The organism is Calidifontibacillus erzurumensis (assembly GCF_013303125.1).
GTDB lineage: Bacteria > Bacillota > Bacilli > Bacillales > Bacillaceae_J > Calidifontibacillus > Calidifontibacillus erzurumensis.
The window spans coordinates 1-20,996 of sequence record NZ_JABTTE010000007.1 but is presented as its reverse complement, the minus strand read 5'-3'; the positions used below and the strand labels follow the sequence as shown (position 1 = coordinate 20,996).

Sequence of the window (20,996 nt, the reverse complement as noted above, 5' to 3'; positions counted from 1 at the left end):
GTTCATTTGAAATTCCAAGCTTAATAAAAAATGCTGAAATATATTTTGTTGTATTAAGCACGATTAAATTGTTTTAAGAAGCGAATATCATTTGTATAAAAATGACGAATATCATCGATGCCGTATTTTAACATGGCAATACGTTCCGGTCCCATTCCAAAAGCAAATCCAGTATACTTTTTCGAATCAAAACCAGCCATTTCCAAGACATTTGGATGAACCATTCCTGCTCCCAATATTTCAATCCAACCTGTGTGTTTGCAAACAGAGCAGCCATCACCGCCGCACATACAAGAAACATCGACCTCAACGGATGGTTCTGTAAATGGGAAAAAGCTTGGGCGGAGACGAATTTTACGATCTTCGCCAAACAATTTTTTCGCAAAAACTTCAAGCGTTCCTTTCAAATCGCTCATGCGGATATTTTCATCAACGACCAATCCTTCAATTTGCATAAATTGATGGGAATGGGTTGCATCATCGTTGTCGCGGCGATAAACTTTCCCCGGACAAATAATTTTTACCGGTCCAAGGCCTTCATGCTTTTCCATCGTTCTTGCTTGCACTGGAGATGTATGCGTTCGCAATAATATTTCTTCCGTTATGTAGAATGAATCTTGCATATCACGGGCAGGGTGTCCTTTTGGAAGGTTGAGTGCCTCAAAGTTATAATAATCTTTTTCAACTTCTGGACCTTCAGCAATCGTATACCCCATGCCGATAAATAAATCTTCAATTTCTTCAATTACAGCTGTTAACGGATGATGATTTCCTGTTCGAACCGGACGTCCTGGAAGGGTAACATCAACCGTTTCAGCAGCAAGTTTTTGTTCAACTTCAAGTTTGCTAAGTTTTTCCTGTTTTTCTTCAAGTTTTACTTGAATAGCTGCACGAACATCATTGGCAAGCTGACCGATCACTGGCCGCTCTTCTGGAGATAATTTCCCCATGCCACGCAATATTTCAGTAATTGGTCCTTTTTTTCCTAAATAAGCAACTCGGATATCATTTAATGTTTTTAAATCTTCAGCCTGCTCAATTTTTTCAAGAGCCTCGGCTTGCAATTGTTTTAAACGGTCTTCCATTGTGAATAAAATCCTCCTTCTTTTTTCTATGTAAAATAAAAAAAGCCTTCTTCCCCAAGCAAGGGACGAAAGCTTAACATTCGCGGTACCACCCTTATTAACAGCACATTTTTGCTGTTCACCTCATTTTGATAACGGCTTTAACCGGAAATGCCTTTACTGGGGATGGATCCCTCAGGTCCAAGCATCAGCTCCAGAGTGAATTCCGTTACTTCAATCATAAAGATGCTTCCAGTCTATGGCATCTTCTCCCTGTATGTTGAGAGGTAACGTACTACTTTCCTTCATCGCTATTAATTATGAAATTTTATCTACTATTATAGTATATGTTTTTTTCAGCTGCAAACGTTTATAGGAATTTGTTTGCATCAAAACGTTTTCTCAAAATCATTTTCTATTCCGGTTTTCACCAGCACTTTACAGAATTTGTTATTTCATGTGAGGATTATCAATATTCGTTTTTCAATTTCATGCTATGCTGCTAATTTTATCCGCGCAAATGATATAACAAGATTCCGGTAGCAATTGATACATTTAGTGATTCTGCATTCCCATATATAGGAATGTACAAATTTGCATCTGTTTCCTTTAATAATTCGGGATTGACACCATTACCTTCATTTCCAACAAGAAGTGCAAAGCTATGTGGTGCTTCAATTTCTTTATAATTTTTAGCACCTTCCAATGCTGTGCCAAAAACGGGTGTGCCGACCGATTTCAACTCATTAATCCACTCTTTTAAATTCCCTTCCAATATCGGAATATGAAATAAAGAGCCTTGGGTTGCCCGAATGACTTTACCATTATATAGATCGACACAGCCTTCACCTAAAATAACAGCATCCAATCCTACAGCATCTGCTGTACGTATCATCGTTCCAAGATTGCCCGGATCTTGTACCTGATCAACTAACAACAACTTTGCAGAAGCTAAATCAATGGCTTTAGGTTCCATCTTCCGACAGACTGCAGCTATCCCTTGGGGAGTTTCTGTTTCGGAAATTTGCTTCATTACTTCATCAGTTACCTCATACACATCAATATTCCCTACATCTAATAGCGCATACTCTGTACCAGTACGGACAATTAGTTCTTCCATCGGAACTTTAAATTTTAAAGCTTCTTCAATTAAATGCATTCCTTCGATCAAAAATAAACCTGTTTTATCACGCTCTTTTTTTGTATGCAGCTTTTTCCATTGCTTTACACGAGTATTTTTTGTGGATTCAATTCGTTTTATCATTTTTCCACCTCATGAACTTTTTTACTTGCTTGATTGCAAAAAAGCAAAATCCTGCCGGCATTTTCTAATATAGGAGAATGTTCCTTAAGTTATCGGATTTCCATGAACTTATCACGCTGCATCGACTAGCAGTCAAACTTTTGACAAGGGGGACTTGTTTGAAATAATAAACACCCTCTAAAACAAAAAAGTGTTAAATACCAAAGATTTAAAAGATATTAGAAGGGCGTTCATATATAAAATAAAAGTTCTGGACAGCCCACTTGTTTCATTATATCTAGAAATTTTTACATAATCCAATTTAAATTGCAGACACTATTGAATGAAATTGGTTCAAAAAAGGAGTGCTGATAAAATGAATTTAAATCTTCGTAAAGCGATCATTTCAAATGTATCTGGAAACACGAAAGAAGAGTTGGAAGATACAATTATTGATGCCATCCGGAGCCAAGAAGAAAAAATGCTGCCTGGTCTTGGTGTTTTATTCGAAGTCATTTGGCAAAATGCCAATGAAGATGAAAAAGAAGAAATGCTTAGCAACTTGCAAAAAGGATTGCAAAAGCAAGCATAAAACACATGTTCCATTAGCATACTAACAAAAAATATTCATAATACAATTGAATCACCCTCCAATAAAAAACGAGGTTTTCTTCATAAGAAGATTCCTCGTTTTTATTTGCTATTGGAGATGTCTTAATTTTGTGTATTAACTATAAATAATTTCTTTTACTTTTTGTGCATCTAAACGTTTTATAACTTCGACAATTAATTTTACTGCATTTTCGAAATCGTCACGGTGAAGCATTGCTGCATTTGAATGGATATAGCGAGTTGCAATTGTAATGGCCAATGCTGGCACACCATTTGCTGTTAAATGAATGGCACCAGCGTCTGTTCCACCACCAGGCATTGCATCAAATTGATATGGGATGTTCATTTCTTCGGCTACATTAACAACAAAGTCACGTAAACCTTTATGGGACACGAGCGATGCATCATATAACATGATTTGCGGTCCTGCACCCATTTTGCTTACTGATTCTTTTTCAGATATTCCAGGTGTATCTCCGGCAATACCAACATCTACGGCAAATCCGATATCCGGTTTAATTTGTGCAGTTGCTGTTTTCGCTCCTCTTAAACCGACTTCTTCTTGAACAGTTGCAACGCCGTATACGGTATTTGGATGGTCCACATCTTTCAATTGTTTAAGTACCTCAATGGCAATCGCACAACCGATGCGGTTGTCCCAAGCTTTTGCAAGCAGCATTTTTTCATTTTTCATCACTGTAAATTCAAAATACGGAACGACTGAGTCTCCCGGGCGAACGCCCCACTCCATTGCTTCTTCTTTGCTAGATGCACCAATATCGATAAACATATCTTTAATGTCAACAACTTTTTTTCGTTCTTCTGGAGAAAGTATATGCGGTGGTTTGGAACCGATGATCCCTGTAATATTTCCTTTTTTAGTCATGACTGTGACCCGCTGAGCGAGCATTACTTGCGACCACCAACCACCAACTGTTTGAAATTTGAGAAATCCTTTATCAGTAATTTGTGTGACCATAAACCCAACTTCGTCAAGATGCCCAGCTACCATAATTTTTGGTCCCGTTTCATTGCCAACCTTTTTCGCAATCAAGCTGCCAAGATGATCAGTAGTAATTTCGTCGGCATAAGGCGAAATATATTTTTTCATTACTTCACGAACTTCCCGTTCATCACCAGGAATCCCTTTTGCATCAGTCAAATCTTTTAACATTAATAGCGTATCATCCATTTGGTTTGACATATGTATCATGGAGCCCCCTTCATGATTTTTCCATAAAAATCCGGATAGCACCATTATACCGGGAACGTTGCTAATTTACAAAAAAGTACTTTTTCTTTCTATAATATTAATAGCCTTGATCTTGACGTTTATGATTTACTTCATTTTTCATTTTGTAAGCTTTTTCTATCTCTTCAACGGAAAACCCTAGCAGCTTGCCAAGCAGGATATACTCAGCAAATATGGATTGGTAATTTTTCATGTTTATTTCTTTTCGAAATGCTGCAATACTATCGAATACATAGTGAAACTGCTGGACTAGATCTCTTTTTTCAGTTTGTTCCACTAATTGAAGCTGATCTTCAATCGCTAAATTAAGGCCGATCGATAATATAAAGTGGATGCCGTCCACATATTCTTCTAAAATTACTTCCCGTTTCGCTGCCGGTTTTTTACTCCAATATTTAAAACAACGCGTTTCGTTCGCTAGTTCGCCTAATTCCACAAGAAGCGCCAATATTTTCTTATCCATTAAATCTTGATTTTCAAGCCCATGCTCTTTTTCGATCCGGGTATCCAATTCTCTTTGAAGGGCAAATAATCTTTTTAACAATTTTATTCCTCCTCGTTTAGTGCTTGATGACAGACACTGCTGGGTATACTGCTGTAGACAAGTGGTGGTGAAATAAACTTAAAGCCTCTTCTAAACACCGTTGGCATCGGTAGGAACTTTGTTTTCCCTACTGCTGTAATAAAGTGAATCAATTTGATTTTTGTTCATTAGATTCTCCAAATAGAGGGGTGATGAATATCTTTCTTATTTCTATTAGTTGTTAATAAAATCGACTAAACTTCACGGTTAGCACAGTCATTATATTTTCTTTTTCTGCTAATTAATAACTAACCCAATGAAAACATAGACCAATAGATTTAATAGTATGATGAATGGCATGCCGACCGTAAATGCTCGATGTTTCGTTTTATGCCGATACACTTTCATTCCTGCGTATAAACCAATTCCTGCACCAAGAATTCCAAGAATCCAAAACCTCTTCTCCGGCACCCTCCATTGACTTTTTTGCGAACGCTTTTTGTCAATTCCCATCATGAGAAAGCCAATAATGTTGAGGATTAAAAGAAAGCCGAACAGTATTTTCATTTAAAAATCTCCTTCTATCGAAAAAAAGGCCATTCCTAGATGCGGAATGACCTCTTATTATTTATTTAGCTGAATGCTTTCGCTTTTCTTATTGTAAGCTTGCTTTTGCTTTTTGTGCTAATTCAGCAAATGCTTTTTCGTCGCTTACAGCAAGTTCTGCAAGCATTTTACGGTTGATTTCGATGCCAGCAACTTTTAATCCGTGCATCATACGGCTGTATGAAAGACCATTCATACGTGCAGCTGCATTAATACGTGTAATCCAAAGCTTACGGAAGTCGCGTTTTTTCTGACGACGATCACGATAAGCGTACATTAATGATTTCATTACTTGTTGCTTAGCAACTTTAAATAATCTATGTTTAGAACCAAAATAACCTTTTGCTAGTTTTAATACACGTTTACGACGACGACGTGTAACTGTACCGCCTTTAACTCTTGGCATGTGATTCCCTCCTGTAATCCATTTCCGAATTTCAATAGTTGGTTAATTGTTGCATTCGTTACAAATATATTCAAAAAAATATTATAAGTTTGCAATCATTTGCTTAATGCGCTTATAGTCACCAGCGCTAACTAAAGTGCTTTTACGAAGTTTACGTTTTACTTTTTGATCTTTATTTGCAAATAAGTGGCTTGTATATGCATGTGAACGTTTCACTTTGCCAGTTCCTGTTTTTTTGAAACGTTTTGCTGATGCTCTATGAGTTTTCATTTTTGGCATGTCTTTTTCCTCCTTAATATCACTGCTGAATCTTGTATTCATCTAATACTTCATCAATGTATGGCCATCAATGAGAAGTTTTATTTTGCAAATTACTTATGATCTTGTTTAGGTGCTAGAACAATAAACATACTGCGACCTTCTAATTTCGGCTTTTGTTCAACTACGCTTATTTCTGAACATTGCTCCGCAAATCGGTCAAGCACACGTTGGCCGATTTCTTTATGAGTAATTGCACGGCCTTTGAAACGGATTGTAGCTTTTACTTTGTCGCCTTTTTCCAAAAATTTAATTGCACTGCGAAGCTTAGTATTAAAATCATGTTCTTCAATACTAGGGCTTAAGCGGACTTCCTTAATATTGATAACCTTTTGATTTTTACGTGCTTCTTTCTCTTTTTTCTGCTGCTCATACCGATATTTGCCATAATCCATAATCCGGCAAACAGGCGGTTTTGCATTAGGCGCAACCATCACTAAATCCAAGTTAGCATTTTGGGCCATTTCTAAAGCTTCATTTCTCGATTTAATACCGATTTGATCGCCATTAGGACCAACGAGACGAACTTCGCGGGCACGAATTTCCTCGTTTACTAATAAGGTTTTATTAATAAGTGCCACCTCCAATTTTTTTTGAAACCTTTCATTTTAACGACGTTTATACGAAAAAAAACGTCGGTATACATACTACACCCACGTTTCACGATCTACTATAACCGAGATTGTGTATAACCTGTCAACAACAAATCACGCGTCAAGCAGGTGAGAAGCGGGTGCCTCTACTTGTACCACAATGAAATATTGAATTTGACTTAAAAATAATATCACAGTCAAAAAAAGATGTCAAGAGGAGTGATGTTGATCTATTGTGTTTTATGTAGGTTTATTTTATCCACAATCATTCATCAATAGCAACGATCTTTATATTAACGTAAGATACGATATGTTGCAAGTTTTTTTGTTTCTGCATATCCTTTTTTACACAAACTACTTTACAATGAATACCAGCAACTGTGAGAAGCAAATTAGTTTCGATCAGCCTTTTAAAAAAATTTCGTTCGAAAAACTTTTGTAAAGTCTTGCCCTTCCTAACAATTTTTAAAAAGGCTGGCGCACAAAATGAGCCAGCCTGGAAAATAAATAAAATTCGCCAACTTATTCAACATGTCCTTTCCGTTCCACTTCAATTTTCAAAGCTTGGATAAATTCAGCAAACGGAACGGTTTTTGAATCTTTTTCGCCATATTTGCGGACATTGACGCTATTGTCTTTAATTTCTTGATCACCAACAACGAGCATGTATGGGATTTTTTGCATTTGTGCTTCTCGAATTTTATAGCCGATTTTCTCATCCCGCTCGTCGATTTCCACTCGGAAGCCTTCCATTCTCAATTTTTCTTCCACTTCTTTGGCGTAATTGAGATGAGCCTCGCTTGATACCGGGATAACCTTCACTTGCACAGGTGCAAGCCATGTTGGGAAGGCCCCTTTATACTCCTCAATTAAGAAAGCTACAAAGCGTTCCATCGTTGATACTACACCGCGGTGAATAACAACTGGACGGTGTGGTTTGCCGTCTTCGCCGATATATGTTAAATCGAAACGCTCAGGTAATAAGAAATCCAACTGAACAGTGGATAATGTTTCATCTTTTCCTAAAGCAGTCTTCACTTGCACATCAAGTTTTGGACCATAAAAGGCAGCTTCCCCTTCAGCTTCATAATAATCAAGTCCTAATTCGTCCATCGCTTCTTTTAACATCGATTGTGCCTTTTCCCACATCGCATCATCATCATAATACTTTTCTTTATCTTGTGGATCGCGGTAGGACAAACGGAAAGCATAGTTTTTAAAATTAAAATCTTTATAAACAGCAAGAATTAAATTGACAACGCGCTTAAATTCATCTTTGATTTGGTCCGGACGAACAAAAATATGAGCATCATTTAATGTCATGCCCCGTACACGCTGAAGTCCTGATAAGGCACCTGACATTTCATATCGGTGCATTGTTCCGAGTTCAGCAATGCGAATTGGCAATTCCCGATAACTGTGTAAACTGTTTTTATAGACCATCATGTGATGCGGACAGTTCATCGGGCGGAGCACCAATTGTTCATTATCCATTTCCATTGGAGGGAACATGTCTTCATGATAATGATCCCAGTGGCCAGAAGTTTTATAAAGATCTACGCTTCCTAACACTGGTGTATATACATGGTTATAGCCAAGCTTTTCTTCTAAATCAACAATATATCTTTCAATCTGACGTCGGATTGTAGCTCCTTTTGGAAGCCATAAAGGCAGACCTTGTCCAACTAATTGAGACACTGTAAATAAATTTAATTCTTTACCTAGTTTACGATGATCGCGTTCTTTTGCTTCTTCAAGCATGCGCAAATGTTCGTTCAACTGTTCTTTCTTCGGAAAAGCTGTACCATAGATGCGTTGCAGCATTTTATTTTTGCTGTCGCCTCTCCAATAAGCACCGGCAATGTTCATCAGTTTAAAAACTTTTAATTTGCCTGTTGATGGCACATGAACACCGCGGCAAAGGTCAAAAAATTCACCTTGAGAATAAATCGTAATTGTTTCCCCTTCTGGAATATCGTTAATTAATTCAATTTTTAGATGATCACCGATCTCTTCATACATTTTGATCGCTTCTTCGCGAGTGACTACACGGCGTTCAACCGGCAAATTCGCATCAATGATCCGCTGCATTTCTTTCTCAATTTTAGGCAAGTCTTCAGGAGTTAATGACTGTTCCATATCAATATCGTAATAAAAACCATTTTCAATAACAGGTCCAACCCCTAATTTTACATTACCATATAAACGCTTTATTGCCTGTGCCATTAAATGAGCTGTACTATGACGTAAAATTTCAAGACCTTCAGGTGTATCGTACGTAATGATTTCGATCGCACCATCTTCTTCAATCGGAGTCCGTAAATCAATTGGCTTTCCATTCAATTTACCTGCAAGCGCATTTTTCTTTAATCCGGGACTAATTGATGCAGCGATTTCCTCAGTTGTTGTACCTTTTGCAAATTCCTTTACAGCACCATCTGGAAATGTAATTTTAATTGATTCCGCCATTTTTAACACTCCTTTTTTCTGCAAAATAAAAAACACCCATCCCTCAAGACAAGGGACGAGTGTTATACTCGTGGTTCCACCCTTCTTCCCACAGTCGGCAAATGAAAGCAATGGATCTCGATGTCAACTCGGTCTTTCGATGCTCACGTAGGGTTAAACCTACACTCCGCTTCTCTTTCCTTCGTTTCCTAAATCTCGTTGCTTCTCATTCCCTCCAAAAGTTTGATCAATTTCTCTCTTAATAAAATAGTCAAACTGTGGCTCGAAGTAGGATAACGGTTGTTGCCGTCAACGGTTTGTCCCGTTGAAGTTTAGAGGTGGTAAGTTATTTTCCGTGTATAGAAAGCTTGCAGCCAAGGCTTTCCTCTCTAAAATACCGTAAAAATAACCCATGTCCTCATCATTACTGATTTCTTATTGATTTACTATGTACGTATTATAAGCACATATTTAAATAAAATCAAGATTACTATTTACTTTTCTTTTGAAAGGCAGTCATCGGCAACAAAACAGCACGTTCCAAAAAAATATTTTGAATCGTCTGGATGAGTCCATGGTCATCATCATCGGTGTACAAATAAATCGTCCTAGGAGCGATCGAAATGAGCGGCGCTACGACTAATGATTCCACATCAAGATCTTCAATTTTTACTAGTTGTTCATCAATTAAATACCGGAGCTGTTCTTTACTAATTTCATTAAAATTTCTGTCAAAAAATTTGAACTCTTTATCATAAACTAAATGAACCGTATCCATGAGGGCATCTTTTCCATAAACATAGTTGCGTAGATTTTCAACGAAATTTTGATATTCTTGTTCCAATTTGTATTCATCAATAGCTGCTTCAATATAGCGTGCGAGACGAAAACGATAATCTTTTAAACGAAACTGCAAAAATGATTCAAATGAAAAAGAAACACTCCCTGTCAAAAAATCTTTTAAAGCATTTTCAATCATCGCATCACGAGGCATATATTCATTAAGTTTGATTGCGGCAGGCAGTTCTTGTTTTTCCCCTTCAATGATCGCTCTAGCAATAGACATGATTTGGCGTTGCTCTTCCTCATCCGTAAAATAAAACATATCCCGTATCATTTCTTTCATCCACTTAACTTCAACTGTTTTAATAATGTATTTCAACAAAACCGGGATCATTACAGTGGAAATGATCGCATCAAAACATTCGTCACTATTTATTTTTACAAGAACTTCTGGTTCAAAAATAATATTTGCATGAACAAGCCCGGTATTCGGATGGTCATGTTCTTTTAAATATTGAAAAAACAATACAGCATCTTTTTTTTCGCGAAATTGGATTGTAATCATTAGTATGATCCCCCTTTTGCTGTTGGACAGCAAATACCTGTTACATGTATATGGGGATAACATAAAAAAAATACCTATCATCATAGATAGGTAGATTTAATGCCATTCTTCAAGATTTACATCTTTTTTTCGATAATCCGCTCCATCCAATTTAATAATGATTGTATTTTTTAATAATCTTGATGTATTTCTTTTTCCAAACATAGCGATAAACTGTTCATAGTTTAAGTTTGTCGTATAAATCGTCGGTTTGCCAAGCCTTGAATCTAATAGTTCAAAAATCTTTTGAATATCATGGTTGGAGCCTGCTTCAGCACCTAAATCATCGAGTACGAGCAAATCAATTTCTTTCATTTTTGTTAAAATATCTACAACGGTCAAACCACTTTCATCATATTTTGAATAAGTATTTTTAATGAATGTGAGTAAAAGCGGTAAACTGATAAACAAGCCGCTGTATTCCTTTTCTATCACCGCTTTTAAAATGGAAACAGCCAAGTGGGTTTTTCCGATGCCGGTATCACCATAAATCAGTAAATTTTTCGGCGGATCTTTTTCTAAGCTAAACTTTTCCGCATAGGCCATGCAAAAATCTTTGACATCTACTTGAAGATTCGTAGTAGGTTCATAGTTTTCAAATGTTGCATTTTTAATATCCTCATTCATGAGAGAATTTTGATTAAAATAGCGGAAAAAGCGTTCTTTCCTTAATAGCTCTACATTTTTTTCAATTTCAAGCGCTAATGCTTTGTCTTGACATTTGCAGCCGATTTTAAACTCCTCAAGCTTCCCTTTATTCGGTCCACCTAAAATGGGAAGTACTTGTACTTTAACTAAATTGTTGCAGCCCTCACAAAAGTACTCATGAACAGTTTTTGGCTCATTGAACATTTGACCAAACATGTCAGCTAATATGATGCCAACGTTTCGCAATTCCTACTCCCTCTTTCCTTCTAAAAGGTTGAACATTTTCTCTCTTCTTTTCTTTCGTTCTTCTTCGGTTAATTCCACATTTTTCGACACTGTCTTTTCTTCTTGTTCATCGGCACCCAGCATGAGTAATCTTCGTTTCATGTCTAAAGTCAATTGTTCTTTGCCAAATCTTTGGTTTGTTTGGCTGCTCTTCTTTTCTTTCTTTTGCTTGTCCGATGCCCATTCTTGATATTGACGGTGTTCTTCTTTTGCCAGATTCATCGCTTGTTTTACCGTTTTAATTTCTTTCCGAGCCCAGTGGGCCGCAATTTTTTCTACGTAGTTTTTAGAAAGCTTCATATCTGTTCTCAGCATAACATAATGGATGAGAACATTGACAACGCCAGGGGGCAGCTTTTGATTAATCATAACATGTTCAACGATTTGTAAATCGGCAACTGATGGTTCTACACCGCCTGATAGGTCAACGAGAAATTGGTAGGGTGATATGGATTCCAAATATTGAATTAATTGTTCTTCTTTATTTGAAGGATCGGCTGTTTGGGTTTGATTTGACCTTAATGGCAAAGGCTGTGTTCTCGTCACTAAGCTTGGCAATGTATCACCGTTCATAAATTGATAATAATCTCTTGCAGCTTTTCTTAATTGCTCGATGTCGATTTGATCATGTTCATCAAGCGCTTGAATAACAACTTTTTTCATTTCAATCGGATCGATTTTATATAAAAAAGCAAGCTTAGCAATGACTTCCCGCACTTGATCGGTAAATGCATCTTTCGGTATTAGCGAATCAGATATACCCGCAAAAAACAATGGAAAATCGAATAATTCTTCGATGATAAAAATTCCGGGAGGGTTTTGGCGATGAACAAACTCGCTGTTCTCACAGCTATTTAAGGCAATGTTCATTTCGTTATTATAAACTTGTAATTCCGATGGATGTAATGATGAAAAAACAGCGCTAAAGGCGCTCGTGACTTCTTCATAATCGTCTTTATTTATTTTTTCATATGAAAAGAATTGCTTTACTTTATTAAATCCTGATTTTCCAAGTCGGTTATATAGATATATATTTAAAACTCCATCATTGAAAAAATCTTGTGGTGAAAGCGGCGGTTGCAATTCGTATATAAATGTTCGGTGGAAATCATCGTGTTTTACATACGTTTTTAATAGACCAATTCCTTCAAGCTTTTTTCGTTCCTCAAGTATTTGTTTTAAATTCAACTGGGTGATGCACATTAAATGATAATGTTTATTTACAAGAGGAGATCGGGCTTCCGTTTCACCCCAAAGGGTCATATATAAACTAAAGCAGGTCGCTCCAATTAATGGTTGATATAACATTGTCAGTACTTGCCGATCAAAGTCATGAAGGAGCCCATTAGTCCGTACGATATATTCATCAATGGGAAGCAATTCTTTCCAATGTTCACTCATGATTTAATCCCGCCTTAAAAATTAGGTTATCCTTTCCTTTAAGTAGAAAAAGAGCTTTCTACGAAAGAAGCCCTTTTGTTTTTTTATTTTTCTCTTTTAATTAATTCCTTTAATTCTTCTATAAACACGTTAATATCTTTAAATTGACGATAAACGGATGCAAAACGAACATAAGCAACTTCATCCACTTTTGCCAATTGTTCCATCACCATTTCACCGATGGCTTCACTTTTTATTTCAGATATTCCTTGATTCCGTAATTCCTTTTCGATTGAACTCGTAATCTCTTCAAGCACTTGCAATGGAACAGGTCTTTTTTCACATGCTTTAATAAGTCCTCTGAGCATTTTTTCTCTACTAAATTCTTCTCTCGTTCCGCCTTTTTTTACTACAATTAGAGGAATTTCTTCAACTTTCTCAAACGTAGTAAACCGATAATGGCATTGTTCACATTCTCTTCTTCTACGAATGGAACGCCCTTCTTCGACAGGACGGGAATCGAGAACCCTTGTCCCATTATATTGGCATTGTGGACATCTCATACTATCAACTCCGTTAAAAAACCCAATAACCGTATCTTACTTTCTATCATAACGAAAACAAGGTTTATTCACAAGAATTTTTAAAAGGAAATGTTTATAAAATAAGGACTAATATCAATAACACTTTTCGTTTTGATTGAGGTTAGTATTTTTGTAATCTCCCACCAGATGTTTGGGGTAAGCTTGCTTGCTAATTCACTCCATCAAAGAATAGTGGTGTTTGGGAATCCTTACCAAATAGTTAGGCTAAGTCGACTTGCTAGTTCAAAATATTGTAATTTGCATTGTTTCAAAATTTGCTGTGGTTAGGGAATCTCCCACCAAATGAAAGGCTGTACTTATTTGATTTTTTCCTTCATAAGAGATTAGCGGTATTTGAGTTATTTTACACCAAGTGAAGGTCTATGCTTGCTATTTTCGACCATCAAGATTTGCGATGTTTGGAATCTCTTACACAATCATTAAGCCAACCCCCTTCTTATGATCGGAAACTTTTTCTCGGAAATTCATAAAAATTATAAATGGTAATATTAATGTTGTTCCTTTTCTACTTTTAAACCCTGTATTTTACTTATTAAATTTCTATAATCGTCAGAACTAATAGAAAATCCCCCAATTTTTTCATGTGTAGTACACGTGAACCAAGCAACATTATCTTTTATAAACGTTAAGTCTTCTGGTAAATTTGGAGCTATCCAATCGTATAGTGAATTTGATAATTGTTGCAATAATTTACAAGTTTCTTTATTTGCCCGAATGACATACACCGTCGCAGGTGAACCTTTTGTAATTGTATTTGCCCATTTTTTTGTTTTATAAGTTTCTATGACATATGGCTGAAATTGGTCAAGCACCTTTTTGTTATAAGTAAACTCTTTTCTTGTTACAAAGTAAAACTTATTAGAATGATCACATAGTACTTTGATGAACTGTTGATAAGTTTTCCCTGTTGGATTTTCAATTAATCTCCAATATTCCATATATCTCACCTTCAACATACTTTGTTCAGAATGGTCCAAAGGCTTTCAAACATGATTTCTTTAATTATAGGGTCAAAGATAGAGCTATGCGTTAAAACTCTCTCTTTTTCGATATATGTTAAATTTTTGAAATAGATGAATGATCAAGCTTTTCTTTTTACCCCAAATTCAAATCATTTTAACAACTACATAGGCAAAAAGAACATTAACTTTTATTTTTGTCAGAGCAAAAAATAAAAAGAGAGACTGCTTATAAGTCTCTCTTTGTAAAATTCGATTGTTCATCAATTTTTATAGTGCTTTTACAACCTTTTTTTGATTTACTTGTACCGGACCCATGCCGCGTGGTACTTCAATGTTTTCTCTAACAGTTGCTTCAAGTTCGTCAGCAATGTAGTCTGCTGCTACATTTGGATCAATTCGTTCACCGCAAGTATAAACATCGATGCTTGCATAACCATGCTCAGGAAAGCTGTGAATAGTTAAATGAGATTCCGAAATGATCACAACTCCACTTACACCTTGAGGTGCAAACTTGTGGAAAGCAACTTCTCTAATTTCAGCACCAGCTTTAAGTGCTGCATCAACAAATGTTTTTTCAAGCCATTTCATATCATTTAGCTTTTCTTCATTACAGCCCCAAAGCTCAGAAATAACATGACGACCCATAGTATCCATAGTACGTCCCCCTTATAAAAATATATTTAAAATATTCCGAAGCACACATGTAAACTACCACGGGGGAAAGTTAGTCCAAAGAGGTCCTAACCCTTTAAGTAGTCACATTTTTCTTCGCCGTTGTTTTAAGTTCACGAATCATAGTATACGTTGTTTACTTTTATTTTGCAACCATAAATCTAAAAAATATTAAAAGATTTTCTTATAGTATATAAAAAAGGCAGATGCTTGCTTAACCATCTGCCTATTATTCATAAAAATTAATAACTATTTTTCGGGAAATTTTTCGCATTAAGATACAGTTACTTCAGCAGCTTTTTCAATACCTTTTGCCACTAATTTCGCTAAATCTACAACGCGGCATGAATAACCCCATTCATTATCATACCAAACCAAAACTTTTACTTTTCTGTCACCAATTACCATTGTTGAAAGGCCGTCAACAATACCTGAACGATCATCAGTGTTAAAGTCAACTGAAACTAGTGGTTCATAAGTAATTCCTAAAATGCCTTTTAATGGGCCTTCTGCTGCTTTTTTAAGCGCCTCGTTTACTTCTTCAATCGTAACATTGCGCTTCAAGTCAACTACAAGGTCAACTAAAGAAACATTTGGTGTTGGAACGCGCAAAGCAATGCCATGCAGTTTGCCAGCCATTTCAGGCATAACAGTCGCAATCGCTTTAGCTGCTCCAGTTGTAGTTGGAATAATAGATTGTGCGCAAGCGCGAGCACGACGAAGATCTTTTTTATGTGGATTATCCACATTTTTTTGGTCATTTGTATAAGCATGAACAGTTGTCATCAAACCATTTTCAATGCCAAATTCATCATTTAATACTTTTACAACTGGTGCTAAGCAGTTTGTTGTACAAGAAGCATTGGAAATAATATGATGTTTTTCATGATCATATTTATCTTCGTTTACACCGATTACAATTGTAATATCCTCATTTTTTGCTGGTGCTGTAATAATTACTTTTTTAGCACCTGCTTCAATATGTGCACTTGCTTTTTCTTTTGAATTAAATTTTCCTGTTGCTTCAATAACAATATCTATATTTAACTCTTTCCATGGAAGTTGTTTAGGGTCACGTTGGTCTAATAGCTGTACGCGTTTGCCATTAACGATAAGCGCATTTTCTTCAACTTCAACAGTTCCTTGGAATTTTCCATGAACAGTATCATATTTTAGCATATGTGCTAAAGTTTCAGCTGGATAGCTTGCGTTAATAGCAACAATGTCAAATGAATCCTCAAAAATTGCCTTTCTGAAAAACATTCTACCTATACGTCCAAAACTATTAATCGCTACTCTTGCCTTCACTTTATTGTCTCCTTCCGGATTATGTTATACTTAATGTAAAATTAGTATAACATAAATCGATAAAAAATGTTTAGACAAAAACACATTTTTTCAAAAAATAAATTAGAAATATTAATTTAAATATAAAATAATGTTATATTATTTGCCACTTTTTTAATACTTCCGCTAATTGCTTCTCTGTTTCGGATATTGTACCGTTGTTGTATAAAACCGCATCAGCTAAAGAAATTTTATCTTTTAAAGGCATTTGAGCTTTGATTCTTGCTTCTGCTTGTTCACGGGTAAAATGATTGCGTTCCATTAATCTTTTTACCTGAACATCGTAATCAACATACACAAGAATAATTTTATCAACGAGATGGGTTAATTTGCTTTCAAATAAAAGCGGGATATCCAGAACAATCGTTTTTTCTCCGCCTTCGATATATTTTTGTTTTAGTTCATTCATTCGGGTGCGAACGGCCGGATGAACGATGCTGTTTAACTTCTTGCGCTGTTCTTCGTCATTAAAAACAATAGCACCCAATTTTTCACGATGAATGGTGCCATCTTCATGCAAGATGTCTTTCCCAAAAGCCTCGACAATTTTGTAATAAGCTTCTTCGCCTACTTCAACAACTTCTCGGGCAATGACATCGGCATCAATAATAGGAATTCCATAATTTTTCAGCATTTTTGCAACAGTGCTTTTTCCGCTGGCAATCCCGCCGGTTAAACCAATTATCGTTGTCATTAGTTTCCCCCTTTTAATTGCTTATATCCCTCCGACCGGTAGGCTTTTGATTATAACTGCCAATCCGTTTTTTACGAAACCCGTCGTAGGATCTATTACCTTTTGGGCAGAGTTTTTTGCGGACGATCCTTTGTTAGTCGTCCCTTTTTTCATTGTCCTTAGATTTGAAGTTTTTAACAGGCAATGAAATTTACTATGTACGTTCTTCAATTTTGACATTTCGGGCAAAAATGCGTTCCTCTGCCTCCCACTTTAATTTTTTGAATGGTTGTACCACACTTTTTGCATTGTTCATTATTGCGCGCATAAACGAACAATTCGAGTTGAAACATGCCAATTTCACCTTGGCTGTTAACATATGAGCGAATTGTGCTCCCCCCTTTGGCAACTGCTTCTTGCAAGGTAGAGATAATTTCGCGGTGCAACACTTTTATTTCTTCTGGTTGCAATGAATTTGCTTGTCGTTCCGGATGAATTCCAGCCCGAAACAAAGCTTCATCAACATAAATATTCCCAAGGCCAACGACTATTTTTTGATCTAGAAGAGCAACTTTGATCTTTCGATTTGTTTTTTTCAATTTTTCCCATAAGTATTCATCAGTGAATGCATCAGAAAAAGGTTCAACACCTAAGTCCACTAAAGGAGGAACTTTTTCTTCCAATCCTTTTTTAATTAAATGCATCGTTCCAAATTTCCGTACATCACGGTAACGCAGTTCAGTCCCGTCTGTAAACGTAATGAGAGCGTGAGTATGTTGTTCAATCGGGTCTTCTTTTGAAAACAGACCATATCGACCTTCCATCCGCAAATGGGAAATTAACACAAAATCATCCAAAAGAATCTTTATAAATTTTCCTCTTCTTCCAATATCTTGTATTGATTGCCCCGTTAAATTCTTTTGGAACTCATAAATATCTGCAGGCTCTTTCACCAATTTCGGCCAAAAAACATCAACTTGGGCAATCGTTTTTCCTTGTATTAACTTTAATAACGTTCTTCGAATCGTCTCAACTTCTGGCAATTCAGGCAACCGTTGGCCACCTCCTTACTTTTCGTTTTGCGTGTCTCCGGCACTATCTGCAGGGCGGGGTTAGACCCTTCTACTGTACCGTCTCCGGCACCATCTACGGGGCGGTGCCTGACCCCTCTGCGGTATCGTCTCCGGCACCATCTGCGGGGCGGTGCCTGACCCCTCTGCGGTACCGTCTCCGGCACCAAAAAAGATTATTTCGCATCGAACCATGTTGGTCCATAGCTATAATCAACTTTTAATGGGACGTCTAATTGGATGGCATTTTCCATAACTTCCGGTACAATTTTTGTTAATTTCTCTATTTCACTTTTCGGTGCTTCAAATATCAATTCATCATGAACTTGCAATAATAGGCGTGTTTTTAAATTTTCTTTTTTCAGGCGCTCGACCATATCGATCATTGCTTTTTTGATGATGTCTGCAGCGCTTCCTTGAATAGGTGTATTCATAGCCGTTCTTTCGGCAAAGCTGCGCACATTAAAATTCCGGCTCGTAATATCCGGTAAATATCGGCGTCTATTTAAGAGCGTTGTCACATATCCATTTTCTTTAGCTTTCAAGACAATTTCATCCATATATTTTTTTACCCCTGGGAAGCTTTTAAAATATTGTTCGATAAATTTAGCAGCTTCTTTTCTTGTAATTCCAAGGTTTTGTGATAATCCGAAATCACTGATTCCATAAATGATTCCGAAGTTGACTGCTTTCGCTTGGCGGCGCATATTTGGTGTCACGTCTTTTTCATCAACATGAAAGACATCCATTGCTGTTTTCGTATGAATATCTTTTCCTTCACGAAACGCTTCGATTAACTTCTCATCTTTCGCTATATGAGCTAATACCCTAAGTTCAATTTGTGAATAATCAGCTGCAAAAATAACCCAGTCTTCTTCTGATGGAATGAATGCTTGTCTAATTTTTCTACCTTCTTCCATACGAATTGGTATATTTTGTAAATTAGGTTCAGTAGAACTTAAACGCCCCGTCTGCGTCAATGCTTGATTAAATCGGGTATGAATTTTTGATGTGTCGCGATGAACGACTTTTAACAAACCTTCAATGTAAGTTGATTTCAATTTGCCAAGCTGACGGTAATGAAGTAAAAGCGGAATCATTTCATGCATATCAGCTAATTTTTCAAGAACATCCGCCGATGTCGAATAGCCAGTTTTTGTCTTTTTGACAGGAGGCAACTGCAATTTTTCAAATAAAATAGCTCCCAGCTGTTTTGGTGAATTAATATTAAATGGCTCTCCAGCCAATTCATATATTTTTTCTTCGATTTCTTTTAGCTGTACATCAAGCTCTTGACCCATTTTTTCAAGCCGGTTAATATCAACCATCACACCAGTATATTCCATTTCACTTAAAATAAATGATAGCGGCAATTCTAAATTTCTGAATAAATCATACTGATTATTATCTTTCAAATGCTTAATCGCTTGATCTTTTACTTGGAAAATAGCATCAGCTTTGCGGACTAGATGGTCAGCAAGCTCATCTTGAGACGGCACCTTCCGTTTGGCACCTTTACCGTATACAACTTCATCTGCATGAATATTCATATAGCCATATCGTTTGGCGACATCGGTAATTTCATGGGCTGTTTCGGAAGGATTTAAAAGATAAGAGGCAATTAATAGGTCGAATTCGACCCCTTTTAATGAAATTCCCCTCCATTTAAGGGCTGTCATCGCCTGCTTAGCATCAAATACAATTTTCTTCTTGCTCTCATCCTCCAGCCAGTTTTTAAAAATGGCAGATTGAAGCGCAATTTCAGTAGGTATGTAAAGTTTTTCCTTTTTATTAACAATAGAAAAACCAACAATATCTGCTTCATGGTAATTTTCATCAATGATTTCAACTACTAATGCTGCTTCATCTAGCAACAATGCTTCACTGAGTTCATCAACAATTTTATATTCGATCTCAGCAAATTCTGCCTGAGATGTTTCGTCAGCATCACCTATACGTTCAAGCAAAGAAGTGAAGCCGAGCTCTTTAAAAATTTTAATGACGTTTTCTTTGTTCATTTCCTTCCGGTTAATATCTTGAAGTGTAATATCAATCGGAGCGTCACAATGAATGGTTGCAAGCTGTTTTGACATTAGCGCCTGCTCTTTATGTTCTATTAATTTTTCCTGTAATTTTTTCCCGCTTACTTCATGAACTGAATCTAATGTATTTTCAAGGGTACCAAATTGAGTTAATAACTTAATGGCTGTTTTCTCTCCAACTCCTGGTACACCCGGAATATTATCGGAAGAATCTCCCATTAATCCCTTCATATCAATGATTTGCTTAGGTGTTAATTGATATTTTTCTTTAATTTTTTCAACATCATAAACTTCAACATCGGTAATTCCTTTTTTCGTGTGCAAAACTGTTACATAATCAGAAACAAGCTGGAGCAAATCTTTATCACCGGTAATAATTTTTACTTCAACTTTTTCTTTTTCTGCCTGTTTGGCTAATGTACCGATAATATCATCTGCTTCATATTGTTCCAGCTCATAGCGCGGAATGTTAAAAGCATCTAACACTTCCCGAATAAAAGGCAATTGTTCCGAAAGTTCAAGCGGAGTTTTTTCACGGCCGCCCTTATATTCTGAAAACGTTTGATGACGAAATGTTGTTTTGCCTGCATCAAAAGCAACTAATATGTGAGTTGGATTTTCTTCCTCCAACACTTTCATCAAAATCATCGTGAAACCATAAACTGCATTTGTATAAACACCTTTGTCATTATTCAATAGCGGCAAGGCAAAAAAAGCCCGATAAGCAATGCTGTTTCCATCAATTAAAACAATTTTCTGATTTGACATAAAAAACCTCCTCGAATAAAAAGCGCCCATCCATTTTTTTCTTACTATATATTTTACCATAACGAAAAAAACAAAAGCCGAGCGCTGTTAAT

At 36.4% G+C, this 20,996-nt stretch carries 20 protein-coding genes and 2 other annotated features; of the genes, 1 reads left to right on the top strand and 19 read right to left on the bottom strand.

What is annotated here, in order from left to right; translation table 11 throughout:
* Positions 1-53 precede the first annotated feature (53 nt).
* Positions 54-1,085: a phenylalanine--tRNA ligase subunit alpha gene (gene pheS, locus HR057_RS07095; protein ID WP_173730744.1), complete on the bottom strand. Its 1,032-nt coding sequence runs from the start codon at positions 1,083-1,085 to the stop codon at positions 54-56.
* Positions 1,086-1,143: 58 nt separating this feature from the next.
* Positions 1,144-1,382 (bottom strand) — a binding site (T-box leader).
* 190 nt (positions 1,383-1,572) lie between these two features.
* Positions 1,573-2,325 carry a TrmH family RNA methyltransferase gene (locus HR057_RS07090; RefSeq protein ID WP_173730826.1) on the bottom strand — a complete coding sequence of 251 codons (753 nt, stop codon included), beginning with the start codon at positions 2,323-2,325 and terminating at the stop codon, positions 1,573-1,575.
* Between the two features lie 358 nt (positions 2,326-2,683).
* On the opposite strand from HR057_RS07090, the gene sspI reads away from it, so the two are divergent.
* A complete protein-coding gene (gene sspI, locus HR057_RS07085) occupies positions 2,684-2,899 on the top strand; it encodes a small acid-soluble spore protein SspI (RefSeq protein ID WP_173730743.1) in 216 nt (71 codons plus the stop codon).
* A 135-nt stretch (positions 2,900-3,034) separates the two neighbouring features.
* On the opposite strand, the gene HR057_RS07080 is transcribed toward sspI, so the two are convergent.
* The 17 genes from HR057_RS07080 to polA all read right to left on the bottom strand — a co-directional run bounded on the left by HR057_RS07080 (position 3,035) and on the right by polA (position 20,904).
* Complete coding sequence (locus HR057_RS07080) at positions 3,035-4,123, bottom strand: M42 family metallopeptidase (protein WP_173730742.1); 1,089 nt, start codon at positions 4,121-4,123, stop codon at positions 3,035-3,037.
* Positions 4,124-4,229: 106 nt separating this feature from the next.
* A complete protein-coding gene (locus HR057_RS07075) occupies positions 4,230-4,715 on the bottom strand; it encodes a dUTP diphosphatase (RefSeq protein ID WP_173730741.1) in 486 nt (161 codons plus the stop codon).
* Between the two features lie 276 nt (positions 4,716-4,991).
* The gene (locus HR057_RS07070) at positions 4,992-5,261 is read right to left on the bottom strand and encodes a DUF1294 domain-containing protein (protein ID WP_173730740.1); all 270 of its coding nucleotides are present in this window, start codon (positions 5,259-5,261) and stop codon (positions 4,992-4,994) included.
* A gap of 88 nt (positions 5,262-5,349) precedes the next feature.
* Positions 5,350-5,706 carry a 50S ribosomal protein L20 gene (gene rplT / locus HR057_RS07065; RefSeq protein ID WP_173730739.1) on the bottom strand — a complete coding sequence of 119 codons (357 nt, stop codon included), beginning with the start codon at positions 5,704-5,706 and terminating at the stop codon, positions 5,350-5,352.
* Positions 5,707-5,787: 81 nt separating this feature from the next.
* Complete coding sequence (rpmI, locus tag HR057_RS07060) at positions 5,788-5,985, bottom strand: 50S ribosomal protein L35 (RefSeq protein ID WP_173730738.1); 198 nt, start codon at positions 5,983-5,985, stop codon at positions 5,788-5,790.
* Positions 5,986-6,077: 92 nt separating this feature from the next.
* A complete protein-coding gene (infC, locus tag HR057_RS07055) occupies positions 6,078-6,605 on the bottom strand; it encodes a translation initiation factor IF-3 (RefSeq protein ID WP_173730825.1) in 528 nt (175 codons plus the stop codon).
* A 39-nt stretch (positions 6,606-6,644) separates the two neighbouring features.
* Positions 6,645-6,775: a sequence feature (ribosomal protein L20 leader region), on the bottom strand.
* Positions 6,776-7,139: 364 nt separating this feature from the next.
* On the bottom strand, positions 7,140-9,086 hold the full coding sequence (gene thrS, locus HR057_RS07050; RefSeq protein ID WP_173730737.1) for a threonine--tRNA ligase: 1,947 nt from the start codon (positions 9,084-9,086) through the stop codon (positions 7,140-7,142).
* A 469-nt stretch (positions 9,087-9,555) separates the two neighbouring features.
* Entirely contained in the window at positions 9,556-10,413 is an 858-nt protein-coding gene (gene ytxC / locus HR057_RS07045; protein WP_173730736.1) for a putative sporulation protein YtxC, read from the bottom strand.
* A gap of 96 nt (positions 10,414-10,509) precedes the next feature.
* Positions 10,510-11,346, bottom strand: a complete 837-nt coding sequence (locus HR057_RS07040; RefSeq protein ID WP_173730735.1) for an ATP-binding protein — start codon at positions 11,344-11,346, stop codon at positions 10,510-10,512.
* A gap of 3 nt (positions 11,347-11,349) precedes the next feature.
* Entirely contained in the window at positions 11,350-12,786 is a 1,437-nt protein-coding gene (locus HR057_RS07035; protein ID WP_173730734.1) for a replication initiation and membrane attachment family protein, read from the bottom strand.
* A gap of 83 nt (positions 12,787-12,869) precedes the next feature.
* Complete coding sequence (nrdR, locus tag HR057_RS07030) at positions 12,870-13,328, bottom strand: transcriptional regulator NrdR (protein ID WP_173730733.1); 459 nt, start codon at positions 13,326-13,328, stop codon at positions 12,870-12,872.
* 530 nt (positions 13,329-13,858) lie between these two features.
* Positions 13,859-14,308, bottom strand: coding sequence for a hypothetical protein (locus tag HR057_RS07025; protein ID WP_173730732.1), 450 nt, complete (start codon positions 14,306-14,308; stop codon positions 13,859-13,861).
* Between the two features lie 291 nt (positions 14,309-14,599).
* Positions 14,600-14,986: an adenosylmethionine decarboxylase gene (speD, locus tag HR057_RS07020; RefSeq protein ID WP_173730731.1), complete on the bottom strand. Its 387-nt coding sequence runs from the start codon at positions 14,984-14,986 to the stop codon at positions 14,600-14,602.
* 291 nt (positions 14,987-15,277) lie between these two features.
* Positions 15,278-16,312 carry a glyceraldehyde-3-phosphate dehydrogenase gene (locus tag HR057_RS07015; RefSeq protein ID WP_173730730.1) on the bottom strand — a complete coding sequence of 345 codons (1,035 nt, stop codon included), beginning with the start codon at positions 16,310-16,312 and terminating at the stop codon, positions 15,278-15,280.
* A 133-nt stretch (positions 16,313-16,445) separates the two neighbouring features.
* The gene (gene coaE / locus HR057_RS07010) at positions 16,446-17,045 is read right to left on the bottom strand and encodes a dephospho-CoA kinase (protein WP_173730729.1); all 600 of its coding nucleotides are present in this window, start codon (positions 17,043-17,045) and stop codon (positions 16,446-16,448) included.
* A 206-nt stretch (positions 17,046-17,251) separates the two neighbouring features.
* Complete coding sequence (gene mutM, locus HR057_RS07005) at positions 17,252-18,076, bottom strand: DNA-formamidopyrimidine glycosylase (protein ID WP_173730728.1); 825 nt, start codon at positions 18,074-18,076, stop codon at positions 17,252-17,254.
* Between the two features lie 194 nt (positions 18,077-18,270).
* Positions 18,271-20,904, bottom strand: a complete 2,634-nt coding sequence (polA, locus tag HR057_RS07000; RefSeq protein WP_173730727.1) for a DNA polymerase I — start codon at positions 20,902-20,904, stop codon at positions 18,271-18,273.
* Between the last annotated feature and the right edge of the window lie 92 nt (positions 20,905-20,996).

Coding starts and splice junctions, on each gene's coding strand:
- nrdR (WP_173730733.1), bottom strand. CDS start 13,328: ATGAGATGTCCACAATGCCAATATAATGGGACAAGGGTTCTCGATTCC.
- rpmI (WP_173730738.1), bottom strand. CDS start 5,985: ATGCCAAAAATGAAAACTCATAGAGCATCAGCAAAACGTTTCAAAAAA.
- rplT (WP_173730739.1), bottom strand. CDS start 5,706: ATGCCAAGAGTTAAAGGCGGTACAGTTACACGTCGTCGTCGTAAACGT.
- HR057_RS07070 (WP_173730740.1), bottom strand. CDS start 5,261: ATGAAAATACTGTTCGGCTTTCTTTTAATCCTCAACATTATTGGCTTT.
- pheS (WP_173730744.1), bottom strand. CDS start 1,085: ATGGAAGACCGTTTAAAACAATTGCAAGCCGAGGCTCTTGAAAAAATT.
- HR057_RS07080 (WP_173730742.1), bottom strand. CDS start 4,123: ATGTCAAACCAAATGGATGATACGCTATTAATGTTAAAAGATTTGACT.
- thrS (WP_173730737.1), bottom strand. CDS start 9,086: ATGGCGGAATCAATTAAAATTACATTTCCAGATGGTGCTGTAAAGGAA.
- ytxC (WP_173730736.1), bottom strand. CDS start 10,413: ATGATTACAATCCAATTTCGCGAAAAAAAAGATGCTGTATTGTTTTTT.
- sspI (WP_173730743.1), top strand. CDS start 2,684: ATGAATTTAAATCTTCGTAAAGCGATCATTTCAAATGTATCTGGAAAC.
- HR057_RS07035 (WP_173730734.1), bottom strand. CDS start 12,786: ATGAGTGAACATTGGAAAGAATTGCTTCCCATTGATGAATATATCGTA.
- polA (WP_173730727.1), bottom strand. CDS start 20,904: ATGTCAAATCAGAAAATTGTTTTAATTGATGGAAACAGCATTGCTTAT.
- coaE (WP_173730729.1), bottom strand. CDS start 17,045: ATGACAACGATAATTGGTTTAACCGGCGGGATTGCCAGCGGAAAAAGC.
- HR057_RS07025 (WP_173730732.1), bottom strand. CDS start 14,308: ATGGAATATTGGAGATTAATTGAAAATCCAACAGGGAAAACTTATCAA.
- speD (WP_173730731.1), bottom strand. CDS start 14,986: ATGGATACTATGGGTCGTCATGTTATTTCTGAGCTTTGGGGCTGTAAT.